Source organism: Zavarzinella formosa DSM 19928 (assembly GCF_000255705.1).
Classification (GTDB): domain Bacteria; phylum Planctomycetota; class Planctomycetia; order Gemmatales; family Gemmataceae; genus Zavarzinella; species Zavarzinella formosa.
In genome coordinates, this window is record NZ_JH636447.1 from 9,381 (window position 1) to 21,554 (window position 12,174).

Annotated in this window: 12 protein-coding genes; 9 read left to right on the forward strand and 3 right to left on the reverse strand. The window is 60.2% G+C overall.

All coding sequences use genetic code 11. The annotated features are described in order from the left end of the window. Positions 1-374, forward strand: a 374-nt coding sequence (locus BGIM_RS66165; protein ID WP_040891565.1) for a transposase, incomplete at its 5' end; no start/stop codon positions are given. Positions 375-526: 152 nt separating this feature from the next. Further along, positions 527-5,110 (forward strand): hypothetical protein, encoded by a 4,584-nt coding sequence (locus BGIM_RS0136670; RefSeq protein ID WP_029631335.1) that lies wholly within the window; start codon positions 527-529, stop codon positions 5,108-5,110. A 90-nt stretch (positions 5,111-5,200) separates the two neighbouring features. Here the strand turns inward: BGIM_RS0136670 and BGIM_RS58900 are convergent, their stop codons facing one another. Next, positions 5,201-5,746 carry a formylglycine-generating enzyme family protein gene (locus BGIM_RS58900; protein ID WP_020474610.1) on the reverse strand — a complete coding sequence of 182 codons (546 nt, stop codon included), beginning with the start codon at positions 5,744-5,746 and terminating at the stop codon, positions 5,201-5,203. Positions 5,747-5,753: 7 nt separating this feature from the next. Next, positions 5,754-6,089, reverse strand: coding sequence for a hypothetical protein (locus BGIM_RS0136680; protein WP_162136325.1), 336 nt, complete (start codon positions 6,087-6,089; stop codon positions 5,754-5,756). Between the two features lie 288 nt (positions 6,090-6,377). Here BGIM_RS0136680 and BGIM_RS0136685 point away from each other — a divergent pair, with 288 nt between their 5' ends. From BGIM_RS0136685 to BGIM_RS0136710, 6 genes are all read left to right on the forward strand, one after another. Then, entirely contained in the window at positions 6,378-8,030 is a 1,653-nt protein-coding gene (locus tag BGIM_RS0136685) for a WD40 repeat domain-containing protein (RefSeq protein ID WP_020474613.1), read from the forward strand. 145 nt (positions 8,031-8,175) lie between these two features. Continuing rightward, complete coding sequence (locus tag BGIM_RS0136690; RefSeq protein ID WP_020474614.1) at positions 8,176-9,018, forward strand: EamA family transporter; 843 nt, start codon at positions 8,176-8,178, stop codon at positions 9,016-9,018. A 269-nt stretch (positions 9,019-9,287) separates the two neighbouring features. Then, positions 9,288-9,608, forward strand: a complete 321-nt coding sequence (locus BGIM_RS0136695) for a hypothetical protein (RefSeq protein ID WP_020474615.1) — start codon at positions 9,288-9,290, stop codon at positions 9,606-9,608. Further along, a complete protein-coding gene (locus BGIM_RS0136700; protein ID WP_020474616.1) occupies positions 9,605-9,799 on the forward strand; it encodes a TapB family protein in 195 nt (64 codons plus the stop codon). The genes BGIM_RS0136695 and BGIM_RS0136700 overlap by 4 nt, the downstream gene beginning before the upstream one ends. A 44-nt stretch (positions 9,800-9,843) precedes the next feature. Further along, on the forward strand, positions 9,844-10,452 hold the full coding sequence (locus tag BGIM_RS0136705) for a TapB family protein (RefSeq protein WP_020474617.1): 609 nt from the start codon (positions 9,844-9,846) through the stop codon (positions 10,450-10,452). Positions 10,453-10,460: 8 nt separating this feature from the next. Then, a complete protein-coding gene (locus BGIM_RS0136710) occupies positions 10,461-11,057 on the forward strand; it encodes a hypothetical protein (protein ID WP_020474618.1) in 597 nt (198 codons plus the stop codon). A gap of 21 nt (positions 11,058-11,078) precedes the next feature. Here the strand turns inward: BGIM_RS0136710 and BGIM_RS0136715 are convergent, their stop codons facing one another. Then, a complete protein-coding gene (locus BGIM_RS0136715) occupies positions 11,079-11,762 on the reverse strand; it encodes an antibiotic biosynthesis monooxygenase family protein (RefSeq protein ID WP_020474619.1) in 684 nt (227 codons plus the stop codon). Positions 11,763-11,980: 218 nt separating this feature from the next. On the opposite strand from BGIM_RS0136715, the gene BGIM_RS54340 reads away from it, so the two are divergent. Then, a partial coding sequence (locus BGIM_RS54340) for a hypothetical protein (RefSeq protein ID WP_193788953.1) occupies positions 11,981-12,174 on the forward strand: 194 nt, incomplete at its 3' end.

The window sequence follows — 12,174 nt, forward strand, 5'->3', positions numbered from 1 at the left end:
ACTGGATCGATTTTCTGGAGCGGGTCGAGCGATGGCTCCCGGCTGGCATCACCCGCGTCTACGCCGTCCTCGACAACCTGGCCGCCCACGGATCCCGCGACGTGCTGTTGTTCAACGTGGCATGCCCGCGATGGGAGTTTGTCTTCCAGCCGGTCGCGGCGGCGTACTTGAACCTGATCGAGCCGTGGTGGAAGATCCTGCGGTCCCTGGCGCTCAAGGGCCGACGATTCGGGACATGGGAGGAGATCGTTGAGGCGGTGAACCGGGCGACGGCTTACTGGAACTCGCACCGACATCCATTTCACTGGGGCCGACGACGGCGTCACCGGCCCCGTCGGCCGGCCGGCGTCGCCACCCCGCCATCTGTGCGATAACTTGGCGGATGCACCATTTAGACGGCTGTTGGATTCCCGAAGAGTTTCAGAGCAAGTGCTTCGCAGAGGATAATTCGCCGGGCAAATCCAGCCAACGCCTCCGACACATCATGTACAATTCATTCTCGCAACCAGCACAAAGGAGGACCGGCGTGGCGGGGATGACGGGAGGCATCGCGGACAAACTCGGCAACCGTTATGAGGGGCTGTGGGTGGCCCGCCTTCTGATTCGATTGCTTGCCGGCGAACTGGCTTGCGTGCTGCTGGAGGCGTTGGGAGACGCAGAAGAGGGCGTGGATGTCTGGACGACCGACACGGATGGCAAGCGACACGCCTATCAGTGCAAGCGGAAAAATCGAATGCGGGGGCAGTGGAGCCTGTCGCGTCTCGCCGGTGACGGTGTTCTCGCCAAAATGGCCGCCCAGCTCGGCCGCGACCCGGACGCCCAATTTACGTTTGTGTCCACCCATCCGGCCGCGGAACTTCGAGAGCTTGCCGATCTCGCCAGAACGGCGGGCGAAGACGAAAAGGTGTTTTTTCAGGTGACGGGAGGGACGAAAGCCCATGGCAAAAATCTTGCCATGCTCCGCGAAGCCGTAAGGATGGATGCGGACACCGAGACTGCCCGTCATGCCGTCTTCATGCTGTTGCGACGAATTGACTGTCATCTTTTTGAGGACAGTCGCGCAGGCGACGCCGATCTTCGCGCCTGGGCGGGTTGTCACGTCGCCGACAGGACCGCCGAGGCGGTGGAAACGCTGGCGAATTTCGCCCAAGACCGTCTCGGCCAGCCAATCCTCGTCGATGATGTCCGCAGCCATCTGACCGGCAGGGGATACCGTCTGCTGAACCTGTCCGGTGACGCCAATGTCGGAGCGAGAGTTGAGCGGTTGCGAAGCGAATTTTGCGAGTCGGACGGTGGAGGATTGGCCGGCCGGTTTCCGGTGGCTCGCGAGGCAACGGATCTCGTGTTTCGGCGGATTCAAGACGTTGGCGCATCCAGGCTTCAGGTGATTCACGGCCGGGCTGGGGACGGAAAAAGCACTGTTTTGAGGCAGTTGACCGGCTTGATGAACGGCGCGGGCATCCTCTTTTTGCCGTTGCGGCTGGATGTCCGGCCGCCCGGCGTGAGCGCACATCAGTACGGAGTGACCCAGTGCGCTCTCCCGGCGGCCCCGGGCGCCGTGTTGCATTCATGTTACCCGGGGCGGATCTCTGTTCTGATCCTCGACCAGCTGGACTCCATTCGCTGGACTTCTTCGCACGCCGCCGCCCGGTGGGAGGCATGCCGGGAGATGATCGAAGCAGCGCTGGCGTTGCCGAACATCGTCGTGGTTCTCGCCTGCCGGACATTTGATCTTCGGGACGATCAGCAAATCCGGAGCTGGCTGGAAAAACACAAGACACAAGAGACGCCGGTCGGTGAATTCACGGACGACGAAGTGAAAACGGTTGTTTCCGCCCTTGGAGGGGATTCCGGGCGTCTGACGGCCAAACAACGGCAATTGCTCCGTTCTCCGCTGCTACTGTCACTGTGGCATGACATTGGCGGGCCGCAAGCTCCCGACGGATGGAGTACCTTGAGCGGCCTCATGAGGATGTATTGGCGACTCCAGATATCAGGACTTGCAAAGGCGGGAATTTCAAACGCCGATGCGCGGGCAGTGATTAACGAACTTGTCACCCTGCTGGACCGGGGGGGAGGATTGTCGGTTCCGGCCCGTTGCCTGGACGCCTTCGACACCGCGAGGTCCGCCCTGTTGTCCGCCGGGGCGCTGCGAGAATCCAATGGCCGTGTTCAATTCGCTCACCAGCGCCATTTTGAGTACCTGCTCGCGGACAGGCTGACCGCCAGCGTCGCCGCCGGAAACCAAACGGTGACGGAATGGCTGCGGGCCGGGGACCAATCTTTGTTGCGCCGGGATCAGCTTCGGCTCCTCCTCACCATGCTGCGTGATGATTCTCCGGGCGATTTTGTGACAGCCGTCCGGGAGTTGCTGTTCGATGACCGGATTCGGTTTCACCTCAAACATTTGACCCTGGGGGTGATGGGAGACATCACGGACCCGTCGCCGCAGGAGACGGATTTGGGGTGCGAGCTGGCGTCGCGACCGGGATTCAGCGAGCATTTGCTCGACTTGGTCGTCATCCGGTCTGCCGCCTGGTTTGACGGGCTTGAACGCCAAAATCTGCTTGGCGCGTGGTTGCTGTCGGGGGAAGGACCTCGCAGGGATTTTGCCTTGCGGGTGTGCCATTTTCTGGCCTCCCGGCGGGGAGACCAAGTCGCAAGGCTGATGACGCCGCTCGTCGACTCCGACCCGCCAGCGGCGGCCCGGGCGTTGCCGTTTGATCCAGACGAGGACAGCGACGCATTGTTCGAGCAACGCTTGCGGCTCGTTCACTGCGGCCGCCTCGCCCGGCCCTACTTGTCGGCCGAGCGTCTTGCGGAGCAAGCACCCCGGCGGCTTATCCGATTGCTGGAGGCGTTTTTCGACGCCCCCGAAGCAAACCGAAAGGCATCGGACTTTCCGAACCGGATTCCAATCCATGACGCCGCGGCGTTGACAAGGGCCGCCGAAGCCGACGCGGAACGGTGCTGGACCGGATTGATGCCTCGCATTCTCCGGGTGTGTGAAACAAACCGCGAGACGGCGACCTGGGCAAATCGCGACGGAGAGCTTGTGACCGACAGCGTCTGGCGGCCGGCGATGTGGCGGGCGAGATCCGAACCGTTTGTGGACATTCTGGACATCATCGCCCGCGCGGGGGCGGTCTTCGCCGGTCGCGACCCGGCCGGGTTTGCCAAACAAATCGGGTCAGGGGTCAATCATCCGTCGTTGAGCGTGCAATACACGTTGGGAGTCGCCCTGGCGGGAGCCGATGTCGCGGCCGGCTGGCTGTGCGGAGATGCCCGTCGTCTGTCCATCCGTGACGGGAATGGGAGACGGTGCGGGATCGCCCGCCTGGTGATCGGCCGCCATGCTTCCAAATGTTCGCCGGAGGCATATCGCGAACTGGAGGCGACGATTATGAAGTATCAGGGCCCGGACGAGCGACGGAGCGTCATTTCGCAAGCCAGCGCCTTTCGGGAATGGAACACGCTTCAATCCAACATCGTCGGCCTGTCCCGTCACGCCATTCTTCCCGCATTCCCGCCGGAACGCCTGAGCGACCCGGCCAAGTCTGAATCGGGCGTGTTGGAACGAAAATTCAGGCGGCCGGCGGACGAGGTCGATCCTCCCCTAAACTTGAGGGTTTATTGGGATGGGGATCGCACCCCGGCCGGCCGGCCATCCCGGCTCACCGATTTGGCCTGGCTGAACATCATCCGGTGTCCTCCTGCTTCTCGCCGGTTTCAGGGGCTTCGCCATCATCGTGGGAACCCGCAGAACTGGGGGGGCACGGGAAATTTTGCCTTGTTGTTGGGACATCAGACTTGTCGCGAGCCCGCTCGATTCGTCTGTCTTGGGCTGCGGCTTGACGACACGGCCGGAGACGTATTTGTTGAGGCGATCCTGCGAAACGCGGGCGACGACAATCCTCCGACCGATGCCGGCCCGGAATGGTCTTGTGCGACCGACGATTCCATCGTTGCCCTGGTCGAACGACATGGAGGCCGGGAGGACCGCGCTGTGGCGATTGCTGCCTGTCGGCTGATGGGAGAACGAGCCACGGCGTCATGGACTCGGGACGCGTGTCGGATCTTGTGCCGGCATGCCACGACGCATCCGAACCCGGATTCTGAGGACTCGGTTTGCTCAATTGATGACAAGGACCGTTGGGAAATCGACGCGCTCAATTGCGTCCGTGCGGTCGCCGTGACTGCAATCGGCTCCCTTGTGGAGGCATCATCGGCCCGCCTTGATGAATTTTTGCCGGCCATCCGGCACGCCGTCACCGATTTTTCCCCGGCGGTGCGGATTGCGGCGGCCGGTGTTTGTGGAGTGCTCTTTGAACGAGATGAAAATATCGCCGTTGATCTGTTCCTCCAGACCTGTGAAACGATTGACGCCATCCTGTCGTCCCGTCAGGTTGCTGATTTCATTGGCATCGCCTTCATGACCCAAACCGCGAGGCTCCGTCCGCTGATCGAACGCATGGCGAACTCACCCGATGAGCACGCGGCCGAAAACGGAGCGTTCTGGCTGGCCGTCTGGCATCTTTATTTGGGAGAACTTCATCCGCTGCTTGAGAGTTGCCGACGGGGAACGGCGGCCCAAAGAACAGGAGTGGCGGCCGCCGCGGCGGGCGGCATCGGCGATCGTCGCAGAACGACGGCTTGCGCGGACCTTCTTCGCGAGTTGGTTGATGATCCCGATGAAAAAGTCCAAGAGGCGGCGGCCAGGGCGTTCTGCAACGTGTCTGACGCCGACGAACCAGAGGTGTTGGACCTCGCCATCCGTTTTGCCGCGGGGCCGGGACTTGCCTCCCGTCCATTCTGGCTGATGGATTTTTTAACACATCATGCCGGATCGCTCGTCCCGCTGGCCGATTTGGTTTTTGCCGTGAGCCGACGGCTGTCGGGCGACTTGTCCCCGGCGATGAGCGATCCGGCGAACCGTCATGCCCACGAATTCGCCAACTTGCCGCCCGTCGTTCTCCGGCTTTACGACGAGGCCGAGCAGGCGGGAAATGAAGAGGTCCGAACTCAATGCCTCGACTGGTGGGACCAGTTGCTGGCGGCCAGATTGCATGGTGTCCGGGAAGTGATTCACCGGCTCGATTCCGGTGCGTGAAGTTTCGACACCAGAAGCATTCGTCCAACACGAGCTAGGTCCGGTTTCCGGATCGGACTGGCTGCTCGGCGGCGCCAACCCGGCATTTGATCAATCGGAAATCAACGTCCTTGCAACGCGGAAGCCATTGCGACTGTCGAGAGTCATTGGAAATCCCCAGCCACGGTCGGCTGACCGTGCCATGCGGGCGGGAAAGCCGAATCCACCGCCGCGTGAAACACGGAATCTGCTATTCTCAACCACAACCCCACCGGCCTGTTCTTCGCTTGACAGGCGGTAGTCCACAATCATGCTCTGGCACCATTCCGTTGCATTTCCCAGCATGTCGAACAGGCCCAAGTCGTTTGGTTTCAGGCTGCCCACGGGAAGCATCTTGCACGCCGTGTACATCTTGTCACACCACGCATATTGGCCGAGCAATTCCTCTGTCTCGCCATAATGGCGGCTTGTCAGTGTGCTGGCCCTACAGGTGAATTCCCACTCCGCCTCGCTTGGCAGGCGGTAGCCCCGCAAACCCAAATAGTTCGCCTTGAGCCGCATCCTCTCCGTCTGCAAACAGAACGTTCCCGCAAGGAACTTCATGCGATAGGTCTTGCACATCCACAAGGCCGCGACCGGATCGGTGTAGAAGAACACTTTTTGGTCACGCCTTGTCTCCCGAGAACGCCCCGCCGATGTCGCCCAGCCTGACGGCCGCATTCAGCTCGCCGAGAGTGAACCTCACCTCGTTGCGGCTCGCCTCAACCACCAAATTCCCGGTGACGGCCTGCGGACATTTTGGTTGCTCAGTCAGGATGGCCATCGAATCGTCGGCGGGGACGGGGACGGGGACGGTTGCGTTCATGGCCTCGGATGTGCGATCCCGGATCGTCAGCTTGAGCCCGTCGGCGCCCGCGTCGATGTCCGCCAGCCAAGCAATGCCAGTGGCCTGTGAAACTCCGTCGATGGTCATATCCGCTCCATGGGGAAAACGGGTCATGGTATTGGTCGCAGTGGCATTCGCCAGCAACATCCCCCAAATCCGACCTTTATCCCCGAGACGTTGATGTCAAATTCCGTGCCGTGTGACATCAATGTTCTCCTGAATGCGGTTGCGGGCCAGGACGCCGTGTTTGCCATCCCATCATCCGCATTCACGGAACGTGATCGTCTGGCATGTCGGCGGCCGATCATATGGAAACAAAACGCCCCCATTAACTGACAGGCAGCCACCTCCTCGCTACAAAAACCCCGCCTGCTCTCGCCACATTCCTCCAGAGACAAGCCCGTGAACACTTGGACATTCCGCGTCATCATCATGAGTGTCGCCTGTTGTCTGCCTTCCGGTCGTTCCATCGCGGCCGAGGCCAAGGAGTCCGCCCTCCTGAAGGGAGACGAGGCCAGGGAAATTGCCGTCCTGAAGGGGCCGGATGGTGACCTTGGCTGGATGATTTTTTCAGCGAATGGATCTCGAATGCTCGCCGGCGGCCTTGGCGCCGTGGTGTGGGATGTTGCCAATCAGCGGCAGGTGTGCGTCTTGAAGGGAATCGAACAACGTCGTTTTGCCAACTATGGTGGCAAGCGATATTTTTCCGCCGACGGCCAGACGGCGGCGATTGTCGACGCCCGAGCCGGGTCTGTGTGGGACGCCAACACCGGCGAGGTTTCTTTTTCGGTCCCTCCCTTGGGAGTGGGAAGCAGGTACACGGCGGCCTCCTTGTCGCCCGATGGCGCGTATCTGGCCCTTGCCTCCGACGAGTGGACGGGGAAATCCAAGGGGACAGTCCGGTCGTATTTGGGCGGCGTCATCACCCTCTGGGATTTGAAAACCCGGAAAATCAAATGGCAGACGGAAGGAATTCCGGAAGAGGCGGAGGCCGTGGCCTCCAGCGAAACCGGGAAAGGGTTGCCGGGTATTTTGAAGGGCCGCGTGAACTCGTTGGAGTTTTCGCCCGATTCCAACCGGTTCGCCGCCTATGGACAAGGCTTGAACATTTACTCGCCGGACGCCGGGAAGGTTCCCCTCAAGCCTCCCGGCGATGTGGTGATTGAAGAACTGATGCAATGGAGGCCGGACGGAAAAACATTCCTGATCCATCAGTCGAATGGCATTGCGGTTTACAATCCCCAAACCGGCAAAAGCACGGTTGTTTTTTCGCCAAAGTATCCCGCCCGTCCGGCCCCAAAGCCGGCCGGCAACAAACTTCCATCCCCATACGATGCCGACAGTCTGCCGCCCGACTGGCATGCGGACATGGATGTGTTCAGCCGCGACGGTTCCCGCTATTTGTCCTTCGTCTGGTTCGACGACAACGCCGCGAGAGTCCGAAGGAACAGGGTCTTTGTTTGGGATATTGCGGACAAGAGCCTCGTCGGTCTCTTTCAACTGCCGGACGAACCCTACGACCTCGGCAAACCGGCGCCCAAGCCGGCCGGCAAGAACGCCCCGATACGAAAACCCAATTTGGAAAGAATCGTCCCCGTGTCCGTCTCGGCCGACGGCAAGAAGGTGGCGATTGGCGGCGCTGGCGGGGTGACGCGGATCTATGACGTGTCGGCTGTGAAGACAGTTAATCCCGTGGTTGTCAAACCGGCCCCCGCCGCCGACCGGCTGACGATTGGCTCGGTGTGGAAGGGGGAAAAACATCGAAATGAAACGAACAAAACCATGCCGGCGATCCTCAAAATCACAGAACGGGACGGGACGCACTTCAAGGGTGAACTGACGACCGACGGCGCTAATGTCAGCGCCGTGGCGGGAACGGTTGCCGACGGAAAGATCAAATGGGACACCACCAAAGTTCTGAAGGGAAATTCCAACCAACCCATGTCTGGCACCCTTGACGGCGACAGTATCCACGCGAAATTCGACATCACCGTCCGCGCCAACGGGAAAACCTACACCGCAACAGGGATCATCAAACTGACCAAATCCAATTGACTGAGGCGTGTCTGGTTTCATCGGATTCGGGGGTTCGGACCGCGTTGGCTTGCCACGCCATTTGGGGCAGTCCGCAGCCTCGCTCCGCCCGTTTCGTTCACGCAACAACTTCCTGTTGACTTAAATGGGTGATGAGGCGCGGTTGATGACGTGGGACGTGGCCATCCCGGTTTTGTTCGCGGCGCTCTTGCACGCCGGGTGGAACGCCCTCGTCCGGGCCGGGACTGACCGTGTGCTCGACACCGCCAGAATCGCCGCCGGGGCCGCGCTGGTGTCTGCTCCGGCGCTCGTCTTCCTCCCCCTTCCCGCCGCGGAATCACTGCCGTTTCTCCTGGCTTCCGGGATTGTGCATGTCGGCTACTTCACGATGGTCGCCGTGACATACCGCGTCGGCGACCTGAGCCTTGTCTACCCGCTGATGCGAGGAACCGCTCCGGGTCTCACGGCCATTTGCGCGGCCTTGCTGCTTGGCGAATGGCCTCGGGAATTGGGATGGTCCGGGGTATTCCTCATTGCCAGTGGCGTGTTGCTGCTTGCGTTCGGCGCCCGCGCCTCGGCCGGGCGGAAACTGGCGCCGGTGGGGCTGGCTCTGGCAACGGCGGCGATTGTGGTGCTGTACACGATGGTGGACGGCGTGGGGGCGAGGCGGTCGGGGAATGCGTTCAGCTACACCGGCTGGATGCTGATCATCACCGTTTTGGGCTTCTCACCGGCGGCGTTTTTCATCCGTCGTCGGAGGGAAACGGTCACCTCTGGACGGTGGTGGCAGATCGGGTTATTCGGAGGCGGGAGTTCGTTCGCCTCTTACGCCCTGGCACTGTGGGCAATGACTCGCGCGGACATCGCCCTGGTTGCGGCGTTGCGGGAAACGTCAATCCTCTTCGGCACGCTGATCGCGGTTTTGGTATTGCGGGAGCGAGTGTCTCGATGGCGGGTACTGGCGGTGGCCCTGGTCGAGGCTGGAGCGGTGGCGATAAAGTGCTCGTGAGGAGTCCGCAGAAACCATAAGCCATCCGCGATCCGTCAAAGTTGAACGAGGGACTGCCGTCATGGCATCGGCTCTCGCCGCCCCCGCCCTTGCCTTCGCGTCTTGCGTTGGCGAAGAGGAGGAATACGAGAAGAGGGGAGAGACGCAACCCGGTTTGGTAGAATGGCGTCACCCTTGGAGAAACGTAATGTTACGCACTTTGCCCAGCCTCTTGATGCTGCCCGTTCTGGCCATTGCCGCCCCGACACCGGAGGACAAGGTCGCACCTTGTGTACTATCCGACAAAGGTCGGCGACACGCTCGTATATGAGACCACATTCGGAGATGGCGCCGTTGAAGAAGTGATGGTGGTTATCAAGGTCGAGCCGACGGATGCGGGCATGATCGTCACCACCGGACGTAAAATCTGCGATGAAGTCACCCCGATCTCGCGGATGGAGGTGACGCCCAATGGTCTGACCCGGACTTGGTACGCCAACATGGATCTGAAACCGCCAGCCCAACTTCTGAAGTTGCTTGCCACTCCGGGAGACACTTGGACGGTCAAGAGCACTGCAACTTTCCCGTCTCGAACGAGTACACGACAGTGAAGACGGAAGACGTTGAGGTTCCCGCAGGGAAATTCAAAACCATCCGTCTGGAGATGAAATCACAGGTAGGTCGGGTGAAGACCGAGGCCACCTACTGGTACGCGCCGAACTTGGGATTGGTGAAGATGACAGGCATGTCGGGGAACTTGGAGAGTGTCATGGTGTTGAAATCGTTCACGCCGGGTAAGTAACGCCCGTTCCCAAGTAGAATGCCTTTTTCCACCGAAGGACTGCCATGTCACGATTGCTGGTCATCTGTTTTGTTCTGGTCCTCGCCATCCCGGCCGACTCAGCCCCCAGGCTGAAGGACGAACGGACAGGCCCCTACTACCCCGCCAAGGTCAGAGACCGCTGGGTGATGGAGATCAGGAATCCGGACTCGACCGTGGAAATAACCGAGGTCGTGACGGCCGTCGAGACGAAAGACGGAGCGACAATCGTGTCAATCGGACGCGAAGTGGCGGGGAATGTCGGACCGGAGGTGTCTCAAATGCGGATTAGCGAAAAGGGACTCTTCCGGATGTCCCAACTGGGAACGGTGTTCATCGAGCCGTACTGTGTCCTTCAGTTCCCGCTGAAGCCTGGCGCGACCTGGACTGCCGAGGCGAACCGGGGCGGGACGACGCCATTGAAACTCCAATACAAAATGGCGAAGGAAGAAGATGTGGAAGTCCCGGCGGGAAAGTTTAAGGCATTTCGGATCGACGTCGAGTACGAATCCTCGGGAGCAGCAAGGCGGTCGTCACTCTGGTATGCTCCGGCGGTCGGTGTGGTGAAGGACGAACATGCCGGGAAGGACGGAGGTTATGCCAGGGTGATGAAGTCATTCACACCGGGGAAGTAGGAGCGGCCATGCGTTCCATCACCATTGCCCTGCTGGTCGCGTCAGTCGCACTTCCCGCGCCGATGCTCAAGGATCGCGAGGTGTTTTATCATCCGATCCGTGTGGGTGATGAATGCGTGTATGAGGAAGTGTCAAACGGCGAGATTACCGAACAAAAGACGACCGTCGTAAAGGCGGAGAAGACAAGCGCCGGCCACATCATCACCGTCCGATGGGGCGACGAATCGGACAAGCCATATCAAACCCGTGTCATCGTCACCCGCAACGAGGTGACAGAATTGGATGGCTCGGCATCGGGCTCCAAACAAGGTGCGTCGCATATAAAGCTGCCCGCGAAGGAAGGACTGACGTGGAAGTTTGAGCCATACGGCGTCAATAAGCCGGAGGAAGCCAATTCTGTTTGCCGGGTGATCGGGGAAGAGATGGTCGTGACCCCGGCAGGCAAGTTCAAAGCCATCCGCGTGGAAGTGAAAACCGGGCCGAACGGGAAGTTCAAGGATATGACGACGTGGCATGCCAGCGGCGTCGGGATGGTCAAGGTGGATATGAAGGTCGGGGAGAATCGAAGGACAGTCATTCTCAAGTCGTTCAAGCCGGGGAAATGAATCATTTGCGGGGGCGACGGCTTATGAATCCGTGTCGGTCCGGCTGACATCTGGGTAATACTGGGGCGCTTCCCGTCGGTCGAACATGCCATAATCACGCACCACCCGGACGCGACGCATTCTTGCCCCTTCGTTCAACGATACGATCCCCTCGAAAGCCAGTGCCGCCGTCTCGTCACTCCACGTCGCCAGGAGGATGATATTCCCTGGCGTTAGGACCGCGTCGAAAACATCCCATGCGACCAAGCCCGGAGTGGGGGACGCAAGCCCCAGCCATTTGGCGACATCCTCGGGAGAAGTTTCCTTGACCCATTCGGGCGGTTTCACGGCGTCAATCAGGGTCACTGTGGTTCCCTCGCCTGTCTCCGTCTCATCCAGACGCTGTTCACGCAAAACGACGTCTACGGGAGGCTTGGTGTCCCGCGTCAACTGGCCAACCCTCAGATGGTAGTCTCGAAGCACTTCGTAACGGCCCTTCTCCTGAACTTCGTGATGTTTTGCCTTGGTTCGCCAGCGAACCAAGGCCTTCTCATCGCGCCAGCCCGAAAGCGAGAGTATCCATCCCTCGCGGGTGAGGCTGCGATAGCGGATGTTATCGACAAAGCCCTCGATCTGCTCCAATTCTGGTTTGAGCATTTTGGCGAGGCCCAGATAAGCATCCCATTGGTCGGATTTGGGGCGGACTTCAAACAGCACGGAAAACATCACCTCCTCCTTTCGGCCATCAAGCGCCTTCAGGTGTTCTAAATCGACGTCGCCATCCAGTGATCAAACGACGGGAACATAGGTTTTTCGGGACGTCCGATGTGTAGGGTCATTGTAGTGCCGCCACTCCCCAACAAACCGCTTTACTGCACGCGCAATCCGCGCTAACGTCATCGCACCCATGGGCAATCAAACCCGGCGAACGATGGAGCACCACCATGATCACCAACTACACGGAGCAAGGCATACCCGTAAACGTCATCGGGCAGACCGACGAAGGAAAGCTAATCGTCCAGCACATCAACACCGCTTACGATGGTGATGGAGACGAGTACGAGACGGACGGCCAGATCGAAGTCTACAGTGGAAAGCTGTTCACGGATCGGCCCAAACCGAGCGACAACGGGTTGAT